Raw genomic sequence first — 25127 nt, forward strand, 5'->3', positions numbered from 1 at the left:
GGCCCGTCGGGGTTCTGCCAAGCGCGGCAGACGCGGTTGTTGCCGGGAAGAGCCTGATCAGCCGCGCTTCTTCTCCGGTTTCGAGCCAGGCTCTCGCTCTCGTCCTGCAGCCCACATTCCTCTCATCTGCAGGCGGCACGTTGACTTTTCCGCTGGTGGATTTACTGCAACGTTTCAGTTCCACGAACCAGGACCTGAGCCATGACCGACCGCATCCCCGATCCCGCGCTGCTTGCCGATCGCTTTCCGGGCGATTTCCTGTTCGGTGTCGCGACAGCCGCCTTCCAGATCGAGGGAGCGGCCAAGGCGGACGGCCGCAAGCCCTCGATCTGGGATGCCTTTTCGAACATGCCGGGCCGGGTTTTCGGCCGGCACAATGGCGATGTCGCCTGCGATCACTATCACCGGCTCGAACAGGACCTCGACCTGATCGCCTCGCTCGGCGTCCAGGCCTACCGGTTTTCGATCGCCTGGCCACGCGTCTATCCGGATGGAACGGGGCCGATCAACGAGAAGGGCCTGGATTTCTACGATCGTCTGGTCGACGGGCTGCAGGCCCGCGGCATCAAGGCCTTCGCCACGCTCTACCATTGGGACCTGCCGCTGATGCTGGCCGGCGACGGCGGCTGGACGGCGCGCTCCACGGCCTATGCCTTCCAGCGCTATGCCCGCACCACGATCGCCCGCCTCGGCGACCGGCTGGATGCGGTGGCGACCTTCAACGAGCCTTGGTGCTCCGTCTGGCTCAGCCATCTCTACGGCATTCACGCGCCCGGCGAGCGGAACATGGAGGCAGCGCTCCATGCGCTGCACACCACCAACCTCGCCCATGGCCTTGCCGTGTCCGCCATTCGCGAAGAGCGGCCGAAGCTGCCCGTCGGCATCGTCATCAATCCCATGCATGTCTATGCCGGCAGCGATACCCCGGCCGATCAGGCCGCCGCCGAACGCGCCTTCGACTTCCACAACGGCGTCTTCTTCGGACCGATCTTCAAGGGCGCCTATCCGGACACCGTCCTCTCCGCGCTCGGAGAGCGGATGCCTCCGATCGAGGACGGCGACCTTGCGCTGATCAGCCAACCGCTCGACTGGTGGGGCGTCAACTACTACACCCCGATGCGCGTGGCGGATGATCCGACCGAGGGCGCGGAGTTTCCGGCAACGAAGCCGGCCCCCTTCGTCAATCAGGAGACGACGGATATCGGCTGGGAGATCTTTCCGCAGGCGCTGGGCGATCTGATCCGCACTGTGAATGCCCGCTACACGCTGCCCGACTGCTACATCACCGAGAACGGCGCCTGCTACAATATGGGCGTCGAGGACGGGGCGGTCGATGACCAGCCGCGGCTGGACTACATCGCCGATCACTTGTCGGTCACGGCCGACCTGATTGCCGAAGGCTACCCGATGCGCGGCTATTTCGCCTGGAGCCTGATGGACAATTTCGAATGGGCGGAGGGCTATCGCATGCGCTTCGGCATCGTCCACGTCGATTACGACACGCAGGCGCGCACGATCAAGAAGAGCGGTCTCTGGTACCAGTCGCTGGCGCGCAGCTTTCCCAAGGGCAATCACGGTGGTTCTGTCGGCGCGGAGGACCGCTCATCCTGATCCGACGCCCCAGATGTCATTTCCATACCGATCATCCTTCTCTCTGGCGGACGGCATGAATTCATATTAGGTACTCTTCATGTTCTTGCCTGCCCGGGCGCTGGTGTTCGGGCTGCGATGGGGATCATGATGGTCATGGAGTTCGGTTCGAAGAAGCGGCCTTCGCCGCTGATCCGCCTCGTGGGCTTTGTCGTCATGGCCTATGCCGTCTCCTGGTCCTTCTGGCTGCTCCAGGTGCTGATGCGGGACGCGTTCCCCAACGACCCTCGGCTCGGCCTGCTGCATCTTCTGGGAAGTCTCGGGCCGGCGGTGGCGGGGCTGTGCATGGCGACCGCGGCCGGCGGTCGCGCTGGCCTGCGCCGGTTGCTGGAGCGGGTGTTCGATTGGCAGGCCGGTGGCGGGCCCGGCGCGGTCGTCTGGCATGGCATTGCCTGGCTTGGGCCGTTTGTGGTGCTCTTCGTCGCGCAGGTTCTTGCCCAGGAGGCGGGTGCGGCGGTTCAGCCCGGCGTTCTCTCCCCAAGCGATGAGTTTCCCGGACTGCCGGTCTGGCTCTATTGGCTGGCCGTGCTGGTCTTCTACGGGTTCGGCGAGGAGATCGGCTGGCGCGGCTTCGCTTTGCCTTTGCTCCAGTCCCGCTTTCACCCCGTCGTCGCTACGCTGCTGCTCTCACTCATCTGGGCCGTCTGGCACTGGCCGCTCTTCCTGTTTTCCCCCGGGCTTTCCGTGCTCGATCCGACGGGGATGGCCGGGTGGTTCGCAAGCCTTGTCACCGGTGCCTTCCTTCTCACCTTTCTCTTCAACGCCAGCGGCGGCAGCGTGCTTGTCGTGGCGATCTTCCATGCCACGATGGACATCGCCTTCCTGGGGCCGCCGGCGGTTGCCATGCGGGTGGGGGCGCTCGTCACGGTCGCGGGCCTTGTTGTCTTCGCGCTCCTCGTGAAGCGCGGGCGGGCGATGGCGATAGGTGACGAATACGTCACGTGACCACCTTGACACATGCATGATTCTGAATATAAAACTCTGCTCATGGACGATGTCTTCGCCGCCTTGGCCCATCCGCTCCGGCGCGCGCTCCTGGACCGCCTGCACGCACAGGACGGGCAAACCTTGAGCGAGCTCGAGCGGAGCCAGCCCATCACCCGCTTTGGGGTGATGAAGCACCTTGGCGTGCTGGAGAACGCCCATCTGATCGTCACGCGCCGGATCGGCCGGGAGAAGCGCCACTATCTCAATCCGCTCCCCATTCAGGAAATCGCGGATCGCTGGATCGCGCGCTATGCCCAGCCTTTTCTGCGGACGATGAGCGACCTCAAAACCGCTGTCGAAGGAAAGGACGCCGCCATGGCCCCCGCAGCACCGCAGCATGTCTGGGAACTCTTCATTCGCGCCACGCCGCTTGCGGTGTGGACAATTCTGACCGATGACGAGAAGACGCCGCTCTGGCAACATTTCAACATGAGCTCCGTGACCGACTGGGCCGTCGGCGGCGCCATCACCTATCGCGTCGGCGACGCGGCGATGATCGTGGGCGAGGTTCTGGCCGTGGAGCCGCCGCATCGCTTTGTGCACACCTTCCGCGCGCAATGGTCGCCGGCGGTGGCGGCCGACCCGGCTTCGCGCGTTACCTGGCTTCTGGAGCCGGTGGGCGATGCAGCCTGCAAGCTGACGCTGATCCACGATGATTTCGGCGGCGAGACCGAGACGAGCAAGGCGGTCGTCGGTGGTTGGCCGGAGGCTCTGTCCCGGTTGAAGACGCTGGCGGAAACCGGTGTTCCCTTCCTGCTGCCCGGTCCGGCGGCGGCCTGATCGGGCCGTTCAGGCCCCGGCCGGTCCCTGCCGGGTCGGGTGCCGGAAGATCGTGACGCCGGATACATCGCGCTCGACCGCGGTCCAGCCACGCGACTCGTAGAAGCCGGCAACGTCCGGCACCGCGTGGAGGTGGAGATCGCTCGCATGCGGCGCCGCGCGGGACAGTGCGGCCGCAATCAGCCGGGCGCCGATGCCCCGGGCTCTGGCCTCCGGCTCCACCCAGAGCGAGGCGAGCCAGGGCCAGATGGCCGGGCGCAGCGGCAGGTCGTCATCGATCACCGAGACCGTGCCGAGAAAGGCCTCGCCCTCATGCGCGACAAGGGTAAAGGGGATGGCTTCGCAGAGCATGTTGCGGGCCATGTCCCGGTCGAGCTCGTCGAGGGTGAAGCCTTCCGCCTCTCCCCAGGCCGTGAAGATCCGATCGGTGACGATCGGACGAAACTGCGCCACCACGGCGAGCGGCGAGATGGTGACGGCATCCATGCCGGTCAGCTTCCGAGATGGCGGGTGCCGCGGGCGCGGGCAAGCTGCATCTGATGCTGCCTCTGGCGATAGCGCAGGCGATCCTCCTCGCTGCGGCTGTCGTGGCAGTGGACGCAGGCGACGCCCTCTTCATGCAGCGGCGAGGCGCGGTCCTCGGCCGTCAGCGGCTGGCGGCAGGCATGGCAGAGCGTATGATCTCCCTCCGCCAGCCCATGGGTCACCGACACGCGGTCGTCGAAGACGAAGCAGGCGCCATCCCACAGGCTCTCCTCGGCCGGCGTCTCCTCGAGATATTTGAGGATGCCGCCCTTGAGGTGGTAGACCTCCTCGAACCCCTGGGCCTTCATGAAGGCCGTCGCCTTTTCGCAGCGGATGCCGCCGGTGCAGTACATGGCGATCTTCGGCTTGTCGTGCAGCGCGGGGTTGGCCTTCACCCAGTCGGGGAATTCGCGGAAGGTTTTCGTCTTCGGGTCGAGAGCGCCGCGGAAGGTGCCGATTGCGGTCTCGTAATCGTTGCGCGTGTCGATCACCACCGTGTTCGGGTCCGAAATCAGCGCGTTCCAATCCTGCGGATCGACATAGGTGCCGACCGAGCGCAAGGGGTCGATATCCTCGACCCCCATGGTCACGATCTCTTTCTTCAGCCGCACCTTCATGCGCAGGAACGGCATCGCCGAGGCGCGGCTTTCCTTGTGCGTCAGCGTGGCGAATTCCGGCTGAGCGCGCAGCAGCGACAGCACGGCGTGGATGCCGGCATCGGGCCCCGCGATCGTGCCATTAATGCCTTCATGCGCAAGCAGCAGCGTGCCCTTGACGCCTTCGGCCTCGCAGGCCGCCTGCAGCGGCTGCCGGAACTCGGCGGCCCGCGAAAAGGGGGTGAAGTGATAAAGGGCTGCCACCAGAAACGGCGCGGTTTCCGGCGACACGGCGGTGGCGCTGTCGGTCATGCCCGTCAAATACAGGCTTCGCCGCTCCCATGCAACGCCCTGCGGCAGGCACGTCCTCCGCAGGGCCTGCTCTCAGTGCGGGTTCGGCACGAAGGCGCGCAGCCGGTGCCCGTCCGGATCGGTGCCGCAAACGGTATAGCCGAAATCGGCCTGCTCCGGCGCCTGCAGGATCGTGATGCCTTTCTCCTGCCAGTCGGCATGGCAGGCATCGACGGCGGAGCGATCCGGCAGGACGAAGGTCAACTCCGCGCTGCCCGGCGCCCCGGTTGCCGGAGGCTTGATCGTTTTCGACGACCAGAGCCCGAGGCGAGTGGCATCGTTGAGTGCGAAGAGCGAGAAGGTCGGGGCGCGGTCGATCGCCGGGCGACCGAGCAGACGCTCGTAGAAATCGGCACTCGCCAGTGGATCGCTGACGGTGAGGATGATGAACTGGGCATTCATGGCGGGTCTCCTGTGTTGGCCGGAGACGGTTTAGCCGGACATGCTGCCAGTTTCCGTCAGCATGCTGTCAGCCGGCCGGCAGCCCCTGGTCCCGCTTCCATTCGGCCATCAGAACCTCCGGCCGCCGTGGGCTGCGCTCCTCCGTCGGCTGCAGGGCGACGATCCGGTCGACCCGGAAATGCCGATGGCCGTTGCGCAGTTCGCACCAGGCAATCAGCACGCGGACATCCTCGAAATAGCCGAGCGCAAAGGGCCAGACCCGCCGCATCGTGGTGGCGCCCGTCTGATCGCGATAGGTCAGATCCAGTTTCAGCCCGGCGCGGATGGCAGCGCGCAAGGGGGTCAGGTCCGGCGGCCGGCTCTGGCCGGGCAGGGGGCGGGGAACGAGGAGAGCGGTGCGCTCCAGCTCGCGGCGCAGCTCCGGCGGCAGCACGGCAGCGATCTTGGCAAGGGCATGGCTCGCCGCCGCTTCCAGGGTCGGATCCGTGCGGGACGCTACCCAGCGCATGCCGAGCACCAGCGCCTCGATCTCCTCCTCCCGCAGCATGATCGGCGGCAGCAGGAAGCCCGGTTTCAGCTTGTAGCCGACCCCCGGTGCACCATCGATATCGGCCCCCTGGGCCTGCAGCGTGGCGATGTCGCGATACAGCGTGCGCAGGCTGACGCCCAAGGCGCCTGCAAGCGCCGCCCCCGAAACGGGGCGCCGATGGGCGCGCAGAAGCTGGATGAGGTCGAGAAGGCGGGCGGAGCGGGACATGGCGCATGAGCATAGGGATTACCAGCGGAAAGAAAACGGTGGTCCGCCGCAGTCCGGCCATTGCTCCGTCCGCGGCTGCGCCGCTCCGTGCATCCCTGCTGCCTGTGCTATGTCGCGAGTTTCCAAAGGCAGGCGATGCGCCGGGCTTCCTGCCCGGGGTCGATCCGGTAGAGCGCATCGGCCTCATCCAGAGCCCGCCGCCCCTCCGCGCCGATCTCCACCTCGAGCGCATGGCGCAGGATCACCTGATCCTCGGGCGAAATGAGTTCCGGTTCCGCCTCCAGCACCGCGAGCAGCACCGCAAAATCATGCAGCACGCCCAGCCGGTCGATCAGCGCCTTGATGGTCCGCTCGCGCTCCTGGAGCAATGACGGCCAAAGCCGCATCATGAGGAGGTGGTGGAAACGGTCGTCCTGGCAGCGTTTGCGCAGTGTATGGAAGGCCTCCGGCGTGCGGCTGGCGCGGGCCTCCTCAAGCGCCGCTTTCACGCGCCCGAGGCTCTTGCGCCAGGCTTTCTCGACGAGCCGCCGCGTCGCCTTGCTTCTATCGTCGAAGGCAAGGCTCGTGGCGGCCGTGCGGGCGTCCTTCAGCGCTTCGGCAAACTGCGCAAGGCGACCGTCGAGATCGGTCGCGGCCTCGATCATCCAGCCGCGCCGCGCTTTCAACGCATCCACGGCGCGCAGGGCCGCATCCTCTTCCTCGTCCGCCAGACGTGCACGCAACAGCTCGGCCGTGTCCACCAGCGCCTCGGCGTCGCGCAGCTGTGCCACCTGCCTCGAGGCGTCGCGCAGCCGTCTGTTCTCCGCCGTGCGCGCCTTGCCCGCCGCGCTGCCTGCGAAGCGGTAGAGGCCCCGCACCTTCTTCACCGCCTTTCGGGCCCTATGGATCGCCTCCATCGGCCCGCCCGGCCGCTGCTCCAGCTGGTCGATCGCCCGATCGAGCTGCGCTGTTGCCAGCCGGTGGAACTCGGCGGTGAAGGATCGTCTGGTCGAAAGTTTGAAAGCCATGCGCCTGCTCGCTGTTCATGCCTCTTCGGGCGGCTGCCCGTGGGTGGAAAGGGCGAAGTTGGAATAGCGCCCGTCCTCGGTCACCTCCACGCCCAGCCAATCCGGCAGTTCCGGCTCGTCCGCCTCGCTGCGCATCTCCACTTCGGCGACGATCAGCCCGGCATGGGCACCGGAAAAGACATCGACTTCCCAGACATGGGCGCCGCCGGGCACGCGATAGCGGGTCTTCTCGATCACCGTTCCGAGCGCGGCAGACAGCATGTCCTCCGCCTCCGACAGCGGCACCTCGAACTCGAACTCGTCGCGCACCAGCATGCCCGTGCCGACCTTGATCGTCAGCCGGGCGCTCGTGCCGTCGAGAATGCGCAGGCGCACGCTGCGGTCCGGCATGGCGGCAATATAGAACTGGCGCATGCGCACGCCGGTGCCGGCGGTTGCCCGCCAGCCGTCGCCTGCCACCAGAAACTTGCGTTCGATTTCCTTGGCCATGCCTGTCCCCGCTCGCTGCCGTGCCATTAGTTAAGAGATGCCGGTTGGAAGTCCAGAAGAACTCGACATCGCACCGGCCCGGCGCTATGCCAGTGCCACCGTTTCAATCGATTGAGGAACAAGGCCGATGCGCGAGAAGACCGAAAAACTGCTGAGCGTTCTCAAGCTGCAGCCGGTGGTCCCCGTTCTCATTATCGAGGATGCGGCCCATGCCGTGCCGCTCGCCCGCGCGCTGGTGGCCGGTGGCCTCAAGGCAATCGAAATCACGCTGCGCACGCCGGCAGCCCTTGCCGCCATCGAGGCGGTGGCCAAGGAGGTCGAAGGCGCCGTGCCGGGTGCCGGCACCATTCTCAATCCGGCGCAGTATGAGCAGGCGGTCAAGGCCGGCTCGCAGTTCATCGTCAGCCCCGGCACCACGCCGGCGCTGATCGAGGCGGAGAAGGATCATGCCGCCTCCTTCCTTCCGGGTGCCGCCACGGCGACGGAGGCCATGACGCTGCTCGATGCCGGCTACGAGGTGATGAAGTTCTTCCCGGCCGAGCAGGCCGGCGGCGCCTCCTATCTCAAGTCGCTCTCCTCGCCGCTTGCCGGCGTCACCTTCTGCCCGACGGGTGGCATCTCGCTGAAGAACGCCCGCGATTATCTGAGCCTGCCGAATGTCATCTGCGTCGGCGGCTCCTGGGTTGCGCCGGCCAATCTCGTCGCCTCCGGCGACTGGGCCGGCATCACCGCGCTTGCCAGCGAAGCCGCAGCGCTGAAGGGCTGATGGCGAAGCGATCTCCTTCGCAGGCCGGTCACGTTCACGTCAGCCGGTTTGTCTTCCCGTGGTCTCGTCCTATCTCGTGTGCTCAACGCCACGAGAAGGACGAGGTCACCGATGTTCGACGCGAAGAAGTTGCTGGATCAGTTTCTTGGATCCCAGGGATTGTCCGGAAACCGGAATCCCGACGTCGCGCGTGACGGACGCCCGGCGTCCGGCGGCTTTTCCTCGGGCGGCGGCCTGGGTGGCGCGCTCGGCGGCGGCGGTCTCGGCGGCCTGGTCGGCAGCGTGCTCGGGGGCGGCTCCCTTTCCGACAAGGCCGGCCAACTGGGCTCGATCGCCCGCAGCAATCCGCTGAAGACCGGCGCGCTCGCCGCCGTCCTGCTCGGCTCCGGCAAGGGGCGCGAGATCGCCGGCACGGCGCTCAAGCTCGGGGGCCTCGCGGTTATCGCCGGCCTCGGCTACCAGGCCTACAAGAACTATCAGTCCGGCCAGAAGCCCGGCGCCGGATTTTCCGGCGCGGCGCCCGAGGTGACAGTTCCACCGGACGAGTCCGGCTTCAGCATCGCGCCGGGCGTCATCCGCAATGATTTCGTGCTCGTGCTCATCCGCGCCATGATCGCCGCTGCGCGCGCCGATGGCCATATCGACGAGGCCGAACGCGCCCACATCATGGAGCGGGTCGGCGAAAGCGGGCTGGATGAGGAGGCGGAGGCCTTCCTGCGTCAGGAGCTGGCGAGCCCGGTCGATCTCGACGGCATCATCGCTGCTGCGCGGACCGAGGAGGAAAAGGTCGAGCTCTACACTGCCTCCCGCCTGACGATCGACCCCGATACGCGCACCGAGCGCGGCTATCTCGATCTGCTCGCCGGGCGGCTTGGTCTCGACGACAGGCTGGTCGACCATATCGAAGCCACCGTCTCGGCCGCCAAGGTCCCGGCCGGCAGCCAGCAGGCGCCCTCCGCCTCGGTCATCTAGCCGGCGCGTCCTTCACCGGCCTCGCATCGGGGCCGGTGATGGAGCGATCACCAGTTTGCATTTGTGGTGAACCGGAACTTCGCCTAAGCCAGAGGAAACGGGGCCTGATGGCCCCGCGACGAGGGGCTGAGGAGAACATCATGCGCGATCTGACCACCTGGGCCGGCTGTCCGGCGCCGCAGCCGGTCAGGCTCGAAGGCGCGCGGCTCGTGCTCGAACCCTATGCCCATGATGCGCATCTGCAGCCGCTCTGGGACGCGTTCGGCGGGCCTGCCGTCAATGATCTGCTCAAATATTTCCCGCAGGCGCACTTCGCCGATGCGCAGGCCTTCGGCGCCTGGCTGGACGCTGCGCAGGCAAGCCTCATCACGCTCGTGGCGCGCGAGAAGGGAAGCGGTGCCGTGGTCGGCATGGCGAGCTTCATGCGGCCGGACCCTGCCAATGGCGTCATCGAGGTAGGGTCCGTGGCGCATGGCGCGGCCATGGCGCGATCGCCCCTGTCGACCGAGCTTCACTACCTCATGGCCCGCCATGTTTTCGACGATCTCGGCTATCGTCGCTACGAGTGGAAGTGCCACAATGAAAACGGGCCGAGCAAGGTGGCGGCGGCGCGGCTGGGCTTCACCTTCGAAGGCGTCTTCCGCCAGCACATGGTCTCCAAGGGCGCCAACCGCGATACGGCCTGGTTCTCGATGATCGACGGTGAATGGCCGCGTCTGAAGGCAGCCTTCGAAGCCTGGCTCGCGCCGGAGAACTTCGATGCCGAGGGACGTCAGCACCGCCGCCTGGAAGCCATCCGGTCCAGGCTGGACGGGGCAGGGGAGGCGCGGTCGTGACGCCGAAGGACCGCAATGCGGCCATTGCCGCAGCCATCATCCTGATCCTGTTCGCCCTTGGGCTGCTCTTCCTGCCGACGGTCGTGCTCTTTCTCGGCCAGACCTCGCCGCTGCTTGCCGCCACCGCGGGCGGATTGTTCATTCTCGGGTTCTTCGTGATCTTCTGGCTGCGGGCGCGCTATCAGCGCCGGCATCCGGATTGATCAGCCCTGGAGCGAGGCGCCGAGCAGCGCGAGCCCCAGAACCAGCACCAGGAGCGCGCCAAAAATTTCGATCCCGTGCGTGACCCGCATTGCCGTGCCGGCGGACGAGGCATAGCGCACGGCGAGATCCTTTGCGGTGACCGCCAGCGTTGCGAGCACGGAAACCGTGATGGCCGTGCCGACCGCCATGGCGAAGACCGACAGCACGCCGCCGAGATAGAGGCCGTTCAACAGCGCGAAGCTGAGAACGATCAGCGCGCCGGAACAGGGCCGCAGGCCAACGGCAAGCACGGCCGACCAGGCCTCCCGCCAGTCGAACCGCTCGGCCCGCAGGAGCGCCGGATCGGGCGCATGCGCATGGCCGCAGGTCGCGCAGACCTCGCCCGCGGCATGGGCATGGCCGTGATGATGGTCGTGGCCATGGTGAGAATGGCCATGGTGGGAATGGGCGTGATCGTGATGCAGCGGGAGCCCGGGACCGCCGGCCAGCGCCAGCGCCTCGCTTTGCGCCGGGCGAGCCGCAGCGAGCGCCCGCAGCTTGCGCACGAGAAGATAGGCGCCGAAGGCGGCCACCAGCGCGAAGCTGACCCGTTCGAGGAAGGTGGTGGCCTGCGTCATCGAGATCGACGAGCCACGCAGCACCAGATAGGCCGCGCCGACCAGGAGAATGGCGACCACGCCCTGCAGCATCGAGGACAGGAAGGAGAGCAGCACGCCGCGCTTCAGCTCCGTCTCGTTGGCGATCATGTAGGAAGAAATGACCGCCTTGCCGTGGCCGGGCCCGGCGGCGTGGAACACGCCATAGGCAAAGGAGAGGCCGATCAGCGACCAGAGATGCCAGGGATTGTCGCGCATGCCCTTCAGGGCGCCGGTCAGCGTGCGGTAGAAGCCCTGCTGCTCCATGTTGATCCAGGCAAAGAGCGGGCCGAGAGGCCCGCCGATCCTAAAACCCGGCTCGGCCGTGCCGATGCCGAGCGGCGATTGTGCATGGGCGGCGAGTGCCGTTCCGAGAAGCAGGATGAGAGCGAATGCCGCCGGCGCTTTCACCCGGCTCAGCATGTGAACTCGATCCGGGTGGCAAATAGCTTCGACATGTCGGTCCCCGTCGGATCGTTGAAGAAGGCGTCGGTCAGGCTCGACTGGTTCTGGGCGATCACCTCGTCCGGGTCCGGCCGCACCACCTTGTGGCTGCAGGCGCTGAGGCCGTTGCCGACCACCGCAAGGTCGCCATCGGTCGGGAAATCGATCGCGGTGTAGAGCGTGGGGTCATAGACGCCGAAGGAGAGCCGGCCCTTGAGCGGCAGCGGCTCTGCCGGTTTGGCGGCAAAGATCAGCAGCAGCTGGTTGTCCTTGAAGTCGGCCGTGATCTCCGACGGTTTGGCAACCTTCACCTGTTTTCCGTTGTCGGAGATCGTCGTGTAGTAATTGTATTCCGCCAGCGAGTCCAAGACCGTCTGGCCGACTTCGGCCAGTTCGTCCGGGTCCAGCGTGCCGTTGGAATTCTTGTCGAAGTCCAGGAGCACGCTTGCGGAAAACAGGTCGTCGAAGCGCCAGACATTGCGCAGCTCGGTCACCGTGGCACTGTCGTCGGAGACGATCTCCAGCCGCGCTTCGGCAAAGATATGCGGATGGGCGAGGGCCGGAAGCGGCAGAAGTGACAGGGCAGCCGCCAGGGCAAAACGCGACGCGGTCATGAGCGAGGAATCCTTGGTCGGGCCGAAAGGCGACGATCGCGCTTTTCGAGCGAAAATGGGACGGAATTGGGACCGTTCATTCCACCGGTCTAGCGCTCCGCCCTTTTGCGAAACCATCCATGCAGGAAGTCGACGAAGGTGCGGACCTTGGCGGGCAGATAGCGCCGGTGCGGATAGATGGCATAGATGCCACGGTCGCGCGGGGTGAAGGCATCGAAGAGCGGCACGAGGATTCCCGCCTCGATCTTCGCCCGGGCGATGAAATCCGGCAGGCCGGTGACGCCGAGCCCGGCTTCCGCCGCCCGCAGCGCAGCCAGCGGGCTGTTCACCTCGATCGGACCGCTAACCGGCACGGAAAACCCCTGGCCCTCGCCATCAACGAACCGCCAATTGCTGTAGGAACGGCCGTTGGTATCCAGAATGCAGGGCACGCGCGCAAGATCGGAGGGATGGGCAAAGGGGCCGTAGCGGGCGAGATAGGCGGGTGTCGCGCAGAACCGAATGTCGAAATCGTCGAGCTTGCGGGCAATCAGCGTCGAATCCTCGAGCTTGGTGATGCGGATCGCGACATCGAAACCCTCTTCGACCAGATCGACGAAGCGGTCGTCCGAGATGATCTCCAGAGACATGTCGGGATGGGCCAGCGTGAAATCGATCAGCGATTGCCCGATCTCGGCATCGACGAAGGTGCGCGGGACCGAGATGCGCAGACGACCCTTGAGGTCGGCATTGCCGGCCCGCACAAGATCGGCGAGATTGTCGATCTCCTTGAGAATGTCGGAGGCGGTGCGGTAATAGAGGTGGCCGGCTTCGGTCAGAGAGAACTGTCGCGTGGTGCGGTTCAGAAGCAGCGCTCCCAGCTCGTCCTCCAACTCGCGCACATATTTGGAAAGCAGTGCCTTGGAGCGGCCGACCCGCCGTCCGGCGGCCGAAAAGCCTTCCGCATCCACCACATCGATAAAGGCCCGGATCCGGGTCAACGTGTCCATGCTCGCCCCTCGCGCCGCGGCGACGCATCGCTGCCCGCCCGCCGATCCCTACCCCTCCACAAACATCAACCGCCCGCTCTTCGCAAGCGGGAGGTGACATCGCGTCAGTCAATCATTGCTGCAAAAGAGGGGCTCAATCAGCCTCAGGACATGCAAGGCAAGCCAACGTCGGCAGGCAGCAATGATACCCTTGAATGGCGCAGAGGACAGGCCTCTCTCGACTTGCTAAAAAATTCGCGCGCACCCGCAAAAACCGCTTGATTACGACAGTGATTTTTCTTACCTACCCCTTGCCCAAAGTCGCACGTGCCTGTGGGTGTCCGCCGATCCCTCGTTTGGTGAGGAAATCGGTAAGGTACCTGGACCTAACCGCTCCAGTCGCTCTTCCGGCCAACCGGAATTGCGAGGACATCTTGAAGCAACGACGGTGCGGGCCTTTTTGTTCTCTGCCGGCTTTCCATCAGCCGGGGTTACTGAAGAGGCACACCTTCATTGCCGGACGTGCGGTCGGGTCCCCCCTCCAATCCATGGCAGACAAAGCCGGATGAAAGCCTTGGCAGGCTTCGTCCAACCACCGCGCTGTACAGGCGCATGTAAGGATTCCGGGGTCTCCACCGGCTGGTCTCCTGCATGGTCCCGTACGCCCTTTGTCCTTCACCGGTTCGGTGAAGTCTTTCGCGTCTCCGTCGCTTCGTGCGTCGGGGTCTTGTGGCCCTCTGCCTTGCGGCGGAGCCTAAAGGATTGGGGAACGACCATGACGACTGCCCGCATCACCGAATTTCTGAACACCCGCCGTCCGGAAGGTCCCTGCCTCGTCGTGGATCTCGATGTCGTGCGCGACAATTTCAAGGCCTTCCGCCATGCTCTGCCGGACAGCGCCATCTACTATGCCGTCAAGGCCAACCCGGCGCCGGAAGTGCTGCGCCTGCTCGCCGGTCTCGGCTCCAACTTCGATTGCGCGTCCGTCGCCGAAATCGAAATGGCGCTCGATGCCGGTGCCACCGCCCGCCGCATCTCCTTCGGCAACACGATCAAGAAGGAGCGGGACGTCGCGCGCGCCTACGCGCTCGGCGTCAATCTCTTCGCGGTCGACAGCCATGAGGAAGTCGAGAAGATCGCCCGTGCCGCCCCCGGTGCCCGCGTCTTCTGCCGCGTGCTGACGGATGGCGAGGGTGCGGAATGGCCACTGTCGCGCAAGTTCGGCTGCGTGCCGCAGATGGCCGTCGACGTGCTGGTCTATGCCCATCAGCTGGGCCTCGTCTCCTACGGCGTGTCCTTCCATGTCGGCTCGCAGATGACGAAGGTCGACGCCTGGGATTCGGCACTCGCCGATGCCAAGCGCGTCTTCGTGCAGCTCGCCAAGCAGGGCATCGAGCTCAAGATGGTCAATATGGGCGGGGGCTTCCCGACCAAGTACCTGCGCGACGTTCCCTCTGCCGAAGCCTATGGCAAGGCAATCTTCGGGAGCCTGCGCAAGCACTTCGGCAACCAGCTGCCGGAGACCATCATCGAGCCCGGCCGCGGCATGGTCGGCAATGCCGGCGTGATCAAGGCGGAAGTCGTGCTGATTTCCAAGAAGTCGGACAACGACAACCACCGCTGGGTCTTCCTCGACATCGGCAAGTTCGGCGGTCTCGCCGAGACGATGGATGAGGCGATCCGCTACCCGATCCGCACCGCGCATGATGGCGATGCGATGGAGCCCTGCGTGCTCGCCGGCCCGACCTGTGATTCGGCCGACGTGCTGTATGAGAAGAACATGTACCCGCTGCCGCTCTCGCTTTCGATCGGCGACGAAGTTCTGATCGAGGGCACCGGTGCCTACACGACGACCTATTCGGCCGTCGCCTTCAACGGCTTCGAGCCGCTCAAGGCCTACGTCATCTGACGATCTCGCGGCTCCCGGATCGGGAGCCGCCCCACCCATCGCTTCAATCGTCGCCGTCTGAAACGGTTTTGAGTTCGGGAGGCCGTGCCATGGCCGCTGTTCTTGAGTCTGTCCGCGCCTTCTTCGCGCAGTCCACCTTCACCATCGACGCCGAGAATGCCGGCGATGTCGTGGCGCGCGAGCGCCTGCTCGATCGTGCCATGGGTCCGAACCGCCGTCGCAAGTCCTCGGAAGCGCTGCGTCGCGGCCGCGTTCCTGCCGAAGGCCTGGCGCTGGTGGCCCGCGACGACGCCGGCCATGTGATCGGCAGCGTGCGCCTCTGGAACGTCGATGCCGGCATCGACGCGGAAGGGCGCGGCGTTCCGGCCTTGCTGCTCGGGCCACTGGCGGTCGATCAGGCGCATGAGGGCAAGGGCATCGGCGGGCAGCTGATGCGGGCGGCGATCGCCGAGGCGTGCCGTCGCGGCCACGGTGCGATCCTGCTGGTCGGCGATGCGCCCTATTACGAGCGCTTCGGCTTCTTTGCCCACAAGACCTGCCACTTGGTCATGCCGGGTCCGTTCGAGCGGGCGCGCTTTCTGGCGCTCGAGCTCAAGGCAGGCTGGCTCGACGGGGCGGCCGGCATGCTGACGCCGACCGGCGCCAAGCTCTCCCACGCCCCGGCGCGCCGCGCGGCTTGAGGATCGACCCTTGCGAATCCCGTCGGAGCCGGACGGGACTCGCTTCGCTCGCGCCAGGTTGACGCGGTTGCGCAGCGGCGATACAGCTCATCCCAACGGGTGAAGAGCCCCCGCCGTCCGCGCGCCCCATAGCGTTGGTGAAGCCTCTTCGCGATCTCGCTCGATCCTTCCCTCGGCATGCGACCGATGGCAATGCGGACACCATGGGACAAGACGGCATGCCGATGCTGGAACGATCCCTGATGTCGACACGACCCCTTCTTCCCTCTCTGCAAGCGCTGAAAGACCAGGCCAAGCGCCTGCGAACGGCCCTGAACGCCCGCGGCGGTACTCTTTCCCACGGGCATGCGCTCGAGCGCCTCGCCAAGCAATACGGGTTCCGCGACTGGAACACGCTTCACGCCGCGCTCCGCAACAGGCCGGATTTCGATCCTTACGCGCTCGGCAGCCGGGTACGCGGCTCCTATCTCGGCCAGCCCTTCGAAGGCCGGGTCATCGGCGTGCAGGCGGTCCTGTCCCGGCCCGATCTCCACCGGCTGGTGCTCGATTTCGACGAGCCGGTTGACGTGGTTCGCTTCGAAAGCTTCTCCGCCTTCCGCAAGCGGGTCACCTGCACGGTCGATGCGTCCGGCTGCAGCCCGGCCCGGACCTCCGACGGCCGGCCGCAGGTGGAATTGATGTGGTGATGCCTGCCATCTCCTGCGTCACGTTGACGTGAGCCGGCCGGTCTTCGTCTTGCTGGTCGGGAATGCGGCGCCTATCTCGCGGTCATGACCTTTCGCTTGCGCATGACCGCCGTGGCCCTGGCCGCCTCGCTCTCCCTTTCCGGAACGGGCGCCGCCGAAACCGCGGCGCCTGTTCCGGCCATCAGCCAGGAAATGGAGCTGTCCCGCATCATGGACGATGCGGCGCGGCTGTCCGCGCTCAAGACGGTCATTGTTTCCCGCAACGGGGCGGTGGTCGTGGAGCGGGGCTTCAACGGTCATCGGGTCGGCGAATCCGCCAACATCAAGTCGGCTTCGAAATCGATCATCTCGGCGCTGGTGGGGATCGCGATCGAGAAGAGGCTCTTGACCGGTGTCGATCAGGCGATCGCGCCGATTCTGGCTGCCGATCTGCCGGCCGATCCCGATCCGCGTCTCAAGGCCATCACCATCGGCCATCTCCTGTCCATGCAGGCGGGGCTCGATCGCATGTCGGGGGCAAATTACGGTCGCTGGGTCTCGTCACGCAATTGGGTCCGCACCGCGCTCTCTGCCGACATCGTTGCCGAGCCCGGCGGGCCGATGCTGTATTCCACCGCCTCGACCCATCTCCTGTCCGCCATTCTTACCAAGGTTTCGGGACAATCCACGCTCGCTCTGGCGCGGGATTGGCTGGGACCGGTCGATGGGTTTCGTATCAGTGCCTGGGAGCGCGATCCGCAGGGCATCTATTTGGGCGGCAACCAGATGGCGATGAGCGCCCGCTCGCTCTTGGCCTTCGGCGAGCTCTACCGCAATGGCGGGCGAACGAAGGACGGGCGGCAGATCGTGCCGGAAGCTTGGATCGGTGAATCCTGGACATCGCGGACCAATTCCCGATTCTCGGGCGATGGCTATGGTTATAGCTGGTTCATCCGCGAGATCGGCGGCCACCGGGTCAATTTCGCCTGGGGCTTCGGTGGCCAGATGCTCTACATCGTGCCCGATCTCGGCCTCACGGTGGTCATGACGTCGGATGAGACGAGCCCGTCCGCCCGCACCGGCTATCGCGACGATCTGCATGCGCTGCTTGCCCGCATCATCGCCACGGCCGGTGCTTGAGGATCAGGCCGTCAGGTCGATAATGCCGGCTTCGCCGCTTTCCGATCCGAAGGCGAGCTGCCGGCCGGAGCGTGCCCAGGCAAAGCCGCTGATCGCCCCCTTGCCGGGCCGGCGCAGCAGCACCTCCCTTGAATCGGCGAAGCGAACGGCCATCACCATGCCATCGGAATAGCCGATGGCGGCGATCTCGTCCGTCGGATGGCAAGCGACCTGGGTCACCATGACATCGCCGCGCGTGCCGAGCTCGAGCGGGGCCCGGCCCATCGGCCCGTCCTTGCCCTGGAAGGGCCAGACGATGGCGGCCGGCGCACCGGAGGAGGCGAGCCACTTGCCTTTCACCGACCAGGAGCGCGATTTGACCTTGGCCGGGTAGCCGGTCATGCGCATATGCCGCGTCTCCGAGCCGGGCTTCACGTCCATCTTCCAGCCATGCAGCGCATTTTCCTGCATCTGCGTTACCAGGAAGCGGCCATCGGGCGAGAAGGTGACGCCGGTATGCGCGCCCTTCCAGTCGAGATCGACCGGCTGGCCCGCCATCGCCACCCAATGCAGCGAGACACCATTGTACCGGGCCAGCGCGACCCGAAGGCCCTTGGGCGCAAAGGCCAGGCCCTCGACGGTCCGCTGCTCGGTAAATTCCTTGGTCGTCCCGTCGGCCATGCGCACGAAGGCGCTGCGGCCGATCGCATAGCCGATGGCCCCTTGCGGACCCGGCGCGACCTGCGAGATCCATTTGCGCGGGTGATGGGCAAGTTCGCTCGCGCTGCCATCGCGGGCGATGCGGAGCACCTTGCCATCTTCGCCGCCGGTGAGCAGCGTGCCGCTCGCATCATCGACGACGGCGGCAAGCAGGCCGTCATGCGCCTCCGTCACCTTGTGTCCTTCATCGAGACGATGAATGCGGCCGGTGGCATCGGCAAAAAACGGAACGTCGCCCAGATAGGCGACGGTCACGATATGGGCGTCGAGGTCGAGCGGCGCGATGGTGGGCATCAGTTCGGCTGCGCCTCGCAGGCCTTGAACGTCCGCTCCAGCTTCTCCCGGTCGAGATCGCGACCGATGAACACCAGACGGCTTTCCCGCGCCTCACCCTCTTTCCAGGGACGCTGATGATCCCCTTCGATGATCATGTGCACGCCCTGGACGACATAGCGCTCCTCGTCACCCGCAAAGGCGATGATGCCCTTCAAACGCAGAATGTTCGGCCCGTCGGTCTGGGTGATCTTCTGGATCCAGGGGAAGAACCGGTCCGGGTTCATCAGGCCGCCGCGCAGCGAGACCGACTGGACCGTCACGTCATGGATGGCCGAAGGGGCGGCGTGGTCATGGTGATGATGGTCGTGATCATGATGATGATCATGGTGGTGGCCATGGCCGTGATGATGGTGATCGTGGCCGCAGTCGGGGCCGCAGACATGGTCGTGATCGTGATGATCGTGGTCGAGGAAATGCGGCTCGTTTTCGAGCGCGCGCTCCAGGTTGAAGGCGCCCTGGTCGAGCACCTTGGTCAGGTCGATCTCGGAGCGCTGGGTGCGGTGGATGCGGGCGGAGGGGTTGATGACGCGGATCGTCGCCTCGACGCGGGCAAGCTCCTCCGGCGTCACCAGGTCGGTCTTGTTCAAGAGCACGACATCGGCAAACGCGATCTGGTCCTCCGCCTCGCGGCTGTCCTTCAGCCGCAGCGGCAGGTGCTTTGCATCGACCAGCGCGATGACGGCATCGAGCTCGGTCTTGGCACGCACATCGTCATCCATGAAGAAGGTCTGGGCCACGGGAACCGGATCGGCAAGGCCTGTGGTCTCGACGATGATCGCGTCGAAGCGCCCCGGCCGGCGCATCAGGCCTTCGACGACGCGGATGAGGTCGCCACGCACCGTGCAGCAGACACAGCCATTGTTCATCTCGTAGATCTCTTCGTCGGACTCGACGATCAGATCATTGTCGATGCCGATCTCGCCGAATTCGTTGACGATGACCGCATATTTCCGACCATGGTTCTCGGACAGGATCCGGTTGAGAAGCGTCGTCTTGCCGGCGCCGAGATAGCCGGTCAGCACGGTCACGGGGATAGGCTTTGCAGCGTCGGAAGCGGATGCGGTCATGGTGGCCTCGCAGGGACTTTTAAAGGGCCGCCGCGTCAAGGGCGGCGGGCGTCGCCTCCATATAAGACCAGATGGTGCGAGTTCAAAGGCGCAACAGCGGCGCGCACCGATCAATGTGGCGGCAGGGCCGCGGACAAGTCCGTCCGGGCAAAATCTCCGCCGATGAAGAGAAGCGGACACGCGAATTCCTCCGCCGCGGCATAGGCAAAGCAATCGCCGAAGTTCAGCCCGGCCGGGTGGAACCCCTTTCCGAACCGCCGATAGGCCGCCGCCGCGCGCTCTGCCCGTTCTTTCGTCAGGGGGAGAATGGTTGGGGCGAGACCATCCAGGTAGGCAGCGAGCGGGGCATCGAGGCTGCGACGGGACGCAACAATCATCGCTTCCGTCAGGCTGGCGGCAGATAGCAGAACGACGCGAGCACGATGAAGAACACTGGCGCAGGCTTCAGCGGCTGGTTCTCCGGCAAGGATCGCGATCAAGGCCGAAGTGTCGAGGGCGATCACGCCGGCAAACCGGTCTCGTCATCGTAGAGGAAGTCCTGACTGTGGGCTGCGTCGGGGAAGGAGGCGTTCGTCCCGCCGGTCTTCTGTCGTACGCGTGCCAAGAGTTCGTCGAGGAACCGCAGCCGTTCTTCCGGGTCGTGGATCGACCGCGCCGCCTGCACGATTGCAGGCTCGACCGGCCGCAGCCGTGCCGCCTCGACGCCATTGTCGGTCAGCACCACATCCTCGCCCGCTTCCACGCGGCGGACGAGTTCGGGCAGGCGGTCGGCGGCTTCCGTGATGGAGATGCGCATGGGGCGGCTCCTTGGTGATGCAAAATGCTAATATGCGGTGGCGCGGGCGCGCATGCAAGCGGTGGATCAGTCGAAGCTGCGCAGGTCGAAGGCGTGCATATCCTGGAGCAAGACCCGAAGGCCATCGACCGCATGGGCGACCAGGGCTTCGCCGCGCGCCGCACTGGCGGCGGCGGCGTTGCCGGCGGCGCCGTCGGGGTTAAGGTCGCGCATCATCCAGCCGAAGGCATGCGGGCCATAGGCGCGCAGATGGGTAAAACGCGCGGCATAGTCCGTCTGGCGGGAGGGAAAGTCACGCGCGCGGGGCATGTCGACCCGTTCGGGATGGAGCGCCAGCATGACCGAGGTTTCGATCTCGCCGCCGTGAATATCGATCGCCTTGGCCTCCGGCGCCATCCAGCCCTGCGGCTGCCCGAACCGGGTCCAGCTGGTTGCGACCACGAGCATCTTGAACCGGACGCGCAGTTCCGTGGCGACGATCGTCATCAGGGGCGAGTTGCCGCCATGGGCGTTGAGCAGCATCAGCTTGCGAATGCCGCGCGCGCGCAGGTCCTGCGCCACGCCGATCCATCGCTCGATGGCCTCGCCATAGGAGAGGGAGCGGGTGCCCTCGCTGTCGCTGTGCTCGATCGAGTAGCCGACCGGCTCTGCCGGCAGGATCGTCACCGGCAGGTCGGCGGGCAGGGCGGAAGCCAGGCGCCGCGCAATGCCATCGGCAATCAGTGTGTCGGTTTCGAAAGGCAGGTGCGGCCCGTGCTGTTCATGCGCGCCGAGCGGCAGAACCGCGATCCAGCCGGACCGCGTTTCGGGCGCGCCGGAAAAATCAGTGTCCTGCCAGAAGGGGGAGGGGGAGCGCATGGCGGGGTTCGGCCTTCATCCTGACGGCTGCGCCCTTGCGCATCCGCGATGGTTTGCCGGCTCTTGCAGCCGGATTGTCACATGAGTCATACAAATGAGCGATGGTGAAGAAAAGGCCGCAGGGAGAGCGAGTTGGGCAAGAAAGACAAGCTGGAAAAGCTGGAAAGAAAGGCGAAGGCGCGCAAGGAGCGGGAGGGCGAGGAGCTCACCGTGTCCGATCGTCCGGAAGCGGATGTGGCGATGCTGCTCGTGCAGGCCGCCCGTGGCATGCGCACGCTGTCCTCCCGCAATCTCGCCGAGAGCGGCCTTTATGCCGGTCAGGACGGCGTGATGCTGGCGCTGCAGGAAACCGACGGGATGACGGCCGGAGCGCTTGCGGCCCGGCTCGGCGTCAAGGCTCCGACGATGACGCGCACGATCGGCCGCATGGAGGCCCAGGGCTTCCTCGAACGACGGCCGGACCCGGACGATGCGCGCCTGACCAAGGTCTATCTGACGGACGCAGGCCGAGGCCGGCTCGAGGCGATCTCCGAAGCGGGGCGGATGAGCGAGACAGTGGCGTTGCAGGGCTTCAGCGACAAGCAGGTGCGCACGCTTGCCAAGCTTCTCCGGGCGCTGGACGAGAACCTGCAGCCCGCAAAGCCGGCGTGACGACGTCTTGGCACAACCGCCGTGCGGTTCTGCCGCAATTGGGTTGCATCTTTTCCTTAAAGTCTTTAAATGGAATTTAAACCTGGTGGGGGCTGGGTCGGGCTTATTGGAACCGGAGGAGACGTGGCACAGAAGATCAAGCTGTCGACGATTGCGGAGACGCTCGGCGTTTCCACTGCCACTGTCTCCCTTGCCCTGCGCGACAGCCCGCTCGTGGCCACGACAACGCGGGACAAGATCAAGGATCAGGCGCGGGCGCTCGGCTATATCTACAATCGTCGCGCCGCCAGCCTTCGCACGTCGCGTTCGGGCATCGTCGGGGTCGTGGTGCACGACATCATGAACCCGTTCTATGGCGAGATCCTGAAGGCGATCGAGGCCGAGCTCGACCGTGATCGCCAGACCTTCATTCTCTCCAATCACTACGACTCGGTGGAAAAGCAACGCGCCTTCATCGAAACGCTGCTGCAGCTCGGCGGCGATGGCGTCATCATGTCGCCTGCCATCGGCACCCCGCCGGAAGATATCCAGCTTGCCGAAGACAATGGCATGCCGGCGATCCTCGTTGCCCGGTCGATCGAAGGTCTCGACGTGCCGATCTTTCGCGGCGACGACGCCTATGGGATCTCGCTCGCCACCAATCATCTGATCGGGCTCGGCCACCGCTGCATCGCCATGGTCGGCGGCACCGACCAGACCTCCACCGGCCGCGACCGCTACCAGGGTTATGTCCAGGCCCTGCGCAAGGCCGAGATCGAGGTCGATCCCAATCTGCGGATCCCGGGACCCCGCTCCATGCAGGGCGGTTTCGAGGCGGCGGTGCATCTTCTCTCCCTGCCGCAGCGGCCGACGGCCGTGGTCTGCTGGAACGATCTGGTCGCCATCGGCATGATGAACGGCATCGCCCGCGCCGGTCTTGTGGTCGGCAAGGATATTTCCGTCACGGGCTATGACGATCTCGAGGAAGCCTCTCTCTCGACACCGGCACTGACCACCGTCTGGAACGGTCAGTCCGATGTGGGCCGCAGCGCCGCGCGCGCGCTGCTCGACAAGCTGAACGGCAGCCACGAGCCGGACGGCATTCACCTGATCAAGCCGGAAATGCGCATCCGCCAGTCGACCGGCCCACTGCGCCCCGCGCCCGGCGACTAAGCACGGAGATCCGCCATGTCCGACGACACCCGCCCCGCCATTCTCGTTGCGGGGAAGATGAATCCGCGCGTTCTGGACCGGCTCGGGAACCGCTTCGAGATCCTGCATGTCGACAGCGCCGACCCTTCCTGCATCACGCCGGACATCGCCGCGAAGGTCCGCGGGATAGCCACCTTCAACAAGGTCCCGGCCGGGCTGATGGATGCGCTCGACCGGCTGGAGATCGTCGCCAATTTCGGCGTCGGCTATGACGGTGTCGATGCCGCCCATGCCGCAACGCGCGGCGTCGTCGTCACCAACACGCCGAACGTGCTCGACGACGAGGTGGCGGATACCACGATCGGCCTTCTGCTGAACACGCTGCGCCGGCTTCCGGCCGCCGAGGCCTATCTCAGAGCCGGCAAGTGGGTGAGCGAGGGTCCCTTTCCGCTGAGCCCGCTGACGCTGCGAGGCAGAAGCGTCGGGCTTTACGGGCTTGGTCGCATCGGCCTTGCGATCGCCCGCCGCCTCGAGGCCTTTGGCGTGGAGCTGGCCTACCACACCCGCACCCCGCGCAGCGACGTTCCTTATCGTCACCACACGTCACTTGCCTCGCTCGCCGAAGCGGTGGATACGCTGGTCGTCATCGTGCCCGGAAGCGACAGCACGCGCCACACGGTCAATGCCGAGATCTTCAAGGCGCTCGGCAAGAACGGCGTCGTCATCAGCATCGGTCGCGGCATCACGGTCGATGAGGCGGCGCTGGTCGAAGCCCTTCAATCCGGCACGATCGCGGCTGCCGGGCTCGATGTGTTCGAGAACGAGCCGCATGTGCCGCAGGCGCTGATCGACCTGCCGACCGTCTCTCTGCTGCCGCATGTCGGCTCGGCCTCGGTCGCCACGCGCAATGCCATGGCGGACCTGGTTGCCGACAATCTGATCGCCTGGTTCGAAACGGGCGAGGCCATCACGCCCGTTGAAGAAACGCCGTTCAAGCGGCAGGCGCGCTGATCGCCTTGCGATCCCGGTCGCGATAGCGGCGGACGGCCTCGCCGAAAGCGGCGAAGAGGTCGTTCGAGGGCGTGTCGCGGCCGACCCAATATTCCGGATGCCACTGGACGCCGACGGCAAAGGCCTTGGCACCGATGACGGACACCGCCTCGACCGTGCCGTCATCGGCTACGGCCTCGACGGCGAGGTTCGGAGCAAGGTCCGAGATTGCCTGGCGGTGGAGCGAGTTGACATGGACCACGCCGGCGCCGAGCACGCCGGCAAGGCAGCTGCCGGGTTCGACCATCACCGTCTGGCGGATGCCATAGGCGATGTCGAGCGTTGTTCCTTCCGGCTTGCGGTGGTCGTTGCGGCCGGGCAATGTCTGGATCTCGCTCGCCAGCGTGCCGCCCAGCGCGACGTTGAGCTCCTGGATGCCGCGGCAGATCGCGAGCACGGGAATGGCGCGGTCGAGCGCGCGGCGGATCAACGCCAGGCTGGTCGCATCCCGGCCATGGTCGAAGGGGCCATCCGCCTCGCTCGCTTCGCGCCCATAGAGCGTCGGATGCACATTGGAGCGCGAGCCGGAGACGAGCAGGCCGTCCACCCGGTCGAGAATCTCATCCGCCTCGTTGCCGTTCTCGAGGGCCGGAACCAACAGCGACATGACGCCGGCACCTTCCAGCGCCGCGCGTACATATTGATGCGGTGTCGCATGCCAGACATTGCCGTCGAGCTCGCGGAAATCGGCGGGAATGGCGACGATCGGCTTCGGCATGCGGCACTCCGGGGCTGCTGGATCGAGACGCTGGACTAGCCGTTTTTGCGCCTCTGCGTCAATCTGCTGGCCGGCCGGCTGCGCCTGCCTCTTGACCGGCACCCAACCCCAAGGCATGTGTGGGCAGGCCGTGGTTCACGGCATGTGGGAAGGGGAGAGAGACGATGGCGGAACATCACACCGGTCCGGCCGAAACCGGCGCAGAGATGGATTACAAGGAACACGAGAAGACCTATTCGATGTTCCTCGAAGGCGCGAAGTTCCTGACGGTCTTCTGCGTCGTGCTGCTGATCGCCATGGCCGCCCTGTTCTTCACCAATGCCGGCGCCTTCGTCAGCCTGATCCTCTTCGTCGTTCTGCTCGTAGCCGGCATCACCCTGACGCGGTGATGCGGCGCCGGGCGCGGCGGCTTCGCCGCCCGCGCGCGCGACAAGGCTTGCAGCA

General features: G+C 65.8%; 30 protein-coding genes. 15 read left to right on the forward strand and 15 right to left on the reverse strand.

All coding sequences use genetic code 11. The features are described from left to right. The first annotated feature begins 201 nt into the window (after nt 1–201). The 3 genes from U8330_RS02125 (at nt 202) to U8330_RS02135 (ending at nt 3417) form a co-directional block, all read left to right on the forward strand. Entirely contained in the window at nt 202–1611 is a 1410-nt protein-coding gene (locus tag U8330_RS02125; RefSeq protein ID WP_323103518.1) for a GH1 family beta-glucosidase, read from the forward strand. A gap of 126 nt (nt 1612–1737) precedes the next feature. Continuing rightward, complete coding sequence (locus U8330_RS02130) at nt 1738–2595, forward strand: CPBP family intramembrane glutamic endopeptidase (RefSeq protein WP_323103519.1); 858 nt, start codon at nt 1738–1740, stop codon at nt 2593–2595. A gap of 42 nt (nt 2596–2637) precedes the next feature. Continuing rightward, nucleotides 2638–3417, forward strand: a complete 780-nt coding sequence (locus U8330_RS02135) for an ArsR/SmtB family transcription factor (protein ID WP_323103520.1) — start codon at nt 2638–2640, stop codon at nt 3415–3417. Between the two features lie 9 nt (nt 3418–3426). Here the strand turns inward: U8330_RS02135 and U8330_RS02140 are convergent, their stop codons facing one another. The 6 genes from U8330_RS02140 to U8330_RS02165 all read right to left on the reverse strand — a co-directional run bounded on the left by U8330_RS02140 (nt 3427) and on the right by U8330_RS02165 (nt 7544). Then, nucleotides 3427–3903, reverse strand: coding sequence for a GNAT family N-acetyltransferase (locus U8330_RS02140; RefSeq protein ID WP_323103522.1), 477 nt, complete (start codon nt 3901–3903; stop codon nt 3427–3429). A gap of 5 nt (nt 3904–3908) precedes the next feature. Further along, nucleotides 3909–4850, reverse strand: coding sequence for a rhodanese-related sulfurtransferase (locus U8330_RS02145; protein WP_323107095.1), 942 nt, complete (start codon nt 4848–4850; stop codon nt 3909–3911). 72 nt (nt 4851–4922) lie between these two features. Then, nucleotides 4923–5291: a VOC family protein gene (locus tag U8330_RS02150; RefSeq protein ID WP_323103523.1), complete on the reverse strand. Its 369-nt coding sequence runs from the start codon at nt 5289–5291 to the stop codon at nt 4923–4925. Between the two features lie 67 nt (nt 5292–5358). After that, the gene (locus tag U8330_RS02155) at nt 5359–6048 is read right to left on the reverse strand and encodes a YafY family protein (RefSeq protein WP_323103524.1); all 690 of its coding nucleotides are present in this window, start codon (nt 6046–6048) and stop codon (nt 5359–5361) included. A gap of 107 nt (nt 6049–6155) precedes the next feature. Next, complete coding sequence (locus U8330_RS02160) at nt 6156–7055, reverse strand: CHAD domain-containing protein (protein ID WP_323103526.1); 900 nt, start codon at nt 7053–7055, stop codon at nt 6156–6158. Nucleotides 7056–7070: 15 nt separating this feature from the next. Then, nucleotides 7071–7544, reverse strand: a complete 474-nt coding sequence (locus tag U8330_RS02165) for a CYTH domain-containing protein (protein WP_323103527.1) — start codon at nt 7542–7544, stop codon at nt 7071–7073. A gap of 127 nt (nt 7545–7671) precedes the next feature. Here U8330_RS02165 and U8330_RS02170 point away from each other — a divergent pair, with 127 nt between their 5' ends. From U8330_RS02170 to U8330_RS02185, 4 genes are all read left to right on the forward strand, one after another. Then, nucleotides 7672–8310, forward strand: a complete 639-nt coding sequence (locus U8330_RS02170; RefSeq protein ID WP_323103529.1) for a 2-dehydro-3-deoxy-phosphogluconate aldolase — start codon at nt 7672–7674, stop codon at nt 8308–8310. 111 nt (nt 8311–8421) lie between these two features. Continuing rightward, a complete protein-coding gene (locus U8330_RS02175; RefSeq protein WP_323103531.1) occupies nt 8422–9282 on the forward strand; it encodes a tellurite resistance TerB family protein in 861 nt (286 codons plus the stop codon). Between the two features lie 140 nt (nt 9283–9422). Beyond that, nucleotides 9423–10118 carry a GNAT family protein gene (locus U8330_RS02180; RefSeq protein ID WP_323103532.1) on the forward strand — a complete coding sequence of 232 codons (696 nt, stop codon included), beginning with the start codon at nt 9423–9425 and terminating at the stop codon, nt 10116–10118. Next, nucleotides 10115–10321: a hypothetical protein gene (locus tag U8330_RS02185; RefSeq protein WP_323103534.1), complete on the forward strand. Its 207-nt coding sequence runs from the start codon at nt 10115–10117 to the stop codon at nt 10319–10321. Before U8330_RS02180 ends, U8330_RS02185 begins: the two co-directional genes overlap by 4 nt. Here U8330_RS02185 and U8330_RS02190 read toward each other — a convergent pair whose 3' ends face one another. The 3 genes from U8330_RS02190 to U8330_RS02200 form a co-directional block, all read right to left on the reverse strand. Further along, complete coding sequence (locus U8330_RS02190; protein WP_323103535.1) at nt 10322–11380, reverse strand: nickel/cobalt transporter; 1059 nt, start codon at nt 11378–11380, stop codon at nt 10322–10324. Further along, complete coding sequence (locus U8330_RS02195; protein WP_323103536.1) at nt 11374–12015, reverse strand: DUF1007 family protein; 642 nt, start codon at nt 12013–12015, stop codon at nt 11374–11376. Before U8330_RS02195 ends, U8330_RS02190 begins: the two co-directional genes overlap by 7 nt. Before the next feature lie 89 nt (nt 12016–12104). After that, nucleotides 12105–13004: a LysR family transcriptional regulator gene (locus tag U8330_RS02200; protein WP_323103537.1), complete on the reverse strand. Its 900-nt coding sequence runs from the start codon at nt 13002–13004 to the stop codon at nt 12105–12107. 754 nt (nt 13005–13758) lie between these two features. On the opposite strand from U8330_RS02200, the gene odc2 reads away from it, so the two are divergent. The 4 genes from odc2 (at nt 13759) to U8330_RS02220 (ending at nt 17377) form a co-directional block, all read left to right on the forward strand. Further along, nucleotides 13759–14892: an ornithine/lysine decarboxylase gene (gene odc2, locus U8330_RS02205; protein ID WP_323103538.1), complete on the forward strand. Its 1134-nt coding sequence runs from the start codon at nt 13759–13761 to the stop codon at nt 14890–14892. 89 nt (nt 14893–14981) lie between these two features. Continuing rightward, complete coding sequence (locus U8330_RS02210) at nt 14982–15572, forward strand: N-acetyltransferase (RefSeq protein ID WP_323103539.1); 591 nt, start codon at nt 14982–14984, stop codon at nt 15570–15572. 242 nt (nt 15573–15814) lie between these two features. Further along, nucleotides 15815–16258 carry a glyoxalase superfamily protein gene (locus U8330_RS02215; protein ID WP_323103540.1) on the forward strand — a complete coding sequence of 148 codons (444 nt, stop codon included), beginning with the start codon at nt 15815–15817 and terminating at the stop codon, nt 16256–16258. A 102-nt stretch (nt 16259–16360) separates the two neighbouring features. Beyond that, entirely contained in the window at nt 16361–17377 is a 1017-nt protein-coding gene (locus U8330_RS02220) for a serine hydrolase (RefSeq protein ID WP_323107096.1), read from the forward strand. Between the two features lie 3 nt (nt 17378–17380). On the opposite strand, the gene U8330_RS02225 is transcribed toward U8330_RS02220, so the two are convergent. From U8330_RS02225 to U8330_RS02245, 5 genes are all read right to left on the reverse strand, one after another. Beyond that, nucleotides 17381–18370, reverse strand: coding sequence for a WD40 repeat domain-containing protein (locus U8330_RS02225; RefSeq protein ID WP_323103541.1), 990 nt, complete (start codon nt 18368–18370; stop codon nt 17381–17383). Further along, nucleotides 18370–19479, reverse strand: a complete 1110-nt coding sequence (locus U8330_RS02230; protein ID WP_323103542.1) for a GTP-binding protein — start codon at nt 19477–19479, stop codon at nt 18370–18372. The genes U8330_RS02225 and U8330_RS02230 overlap by 1 nt, the downstream gene beginning before the upstream one ends. Before the next feature lie 110 nt (nt 19480–19589). Continuing rightward, nucleotides 19590–19982 (reverse strand): type II toxin-antitoxin system VapC family toxin, encoded by a 393-nt coding sequence (locus U8330_RS02235; RefSeq protein ID WP_323103543.1) that lies wholly within the window; start codon nt 19980–19982, stop codon nt 19590–19592. Next, nucleotides 19979–20275 (reverse strand): type II toxin-antitoxin system prevent-host-death family antitoxin, encoded by a 297-nt coding sequence (locus U8330_RS02240; protein WP_323103544.1) that lies wholly within the window; start codon nt 20273–20275, stop codon nt 19979–19981. Before U8330_RS02240 ends, U8330_RS02235 begins: the two co-directional genes overlap by 4 nt. A gap of 66 nt (nt 20276–20341) precedes the next feature. After that, nucleotides 20342–21133, reverse strand: a complete 792-nt coding sequence (locus U8330_RS02245; protein ID WP_323103545.1) for a creatininase family protein — start codon at nt 21131–21133, stop codon at nt 20342–20344. A gap of 132 nt (nt 21134–21265) precedes the next feature. Here U8330_RS02245 and U8330_RS02250 point away from each other — a divergent pair, with 132 nt between their 5' ends. The 3 genes from U8330_RS02250 to U8330_RS02260 all read left to right on the forward strand — a co-directional run bounded on the left by U8330_RS02250 (nt 21266) and on the right by U8330_RS02260 (nt 23926). Further along, the gene (locus tag U8330_RS02250) at nt 21266–21784 is read left to right on the forward strand and encodes a MarR family winged helix-turn-helix transcriptional regulator (RefSeq protein WP_416236799.1); all 519 of its coding nucleotides are present in this window, start codon (nt 21266–21268) and stop codon (nt 21782–21784) included. A gap of 123 nt (nt 21785–21907) precedes the next feature. Beyond that, nucleotides 21908–22936: a LacI family DNA-binding transcriptional regulator gene (locus U8330_RS02255; protein ID WP_323103546.1), complete on the forward strand. Its 1029-nt coding sequence runs from the start codon at nt 21908–21910 to the stop codon at nt 22934–22936. Nucleotides 22937–22951: 15 nt separating this feature from the next. Next, nucleotides 22952–23926: a 2-hydroxyacid dehydrogenase gene (locus tag U8330_RS02260; protein ID WP_323103547.1), complete on the forward strand. Its 975-nt coding sequence runs from the start codon at nt 22952–22954 to the stop codon at nt 23924–23926. On the opposite strand, the gene U8330_RS02265 is transcribed toward U8330_RS02260, so the two are convergent. Then, nucleotides 23907–24683 (reverse strand): gamma-glutamyl-gamma-aminobutyrate hydrolase family protein, encoded by a 777-nt coding sequence (locus U8330_RS02265; protein ID WP_323103548.1) that lies wholly within the window; start codon nt 24681–24683, stop codon nt 23907–23909. The two genes, U8330_RS02260 and U8330_RS02265, sit on opposite strands and share 20 nt — an antisense overlap. Nucleotides 24684–24847: 164 nt before the next feature. Between U8330_RS02265 and U8330_RS02270 the strand changes: the two genes are divergently transcribed. Beyond that, nucleotides 24848–25072 carry an aa3-type cytochrome c oxidase subunit IV gene (locus U8330_RS02270; protein ID WP_323103549.1) on the forward strand — a complete coding sequence of 75 codons (225 nt, stop codon included), beginning with the start codon at nt 24848–24850 and terminating at the stop codon, nt 25070–25072. The last annotated feature ends 55 nt before the right edge of the window (nt 25073–25127 follow it).

The sequence above is a fragment of the Rhizobium sp. CC-YZS058 genome (assembly GCF_034720595.1).
Classification (GTDB): domain Bacteria; phylum Pseudomonadota; class Alphaproteobacteria; order Rhizobiales; family Rhizobiaceae; genus Ferranicluibacter.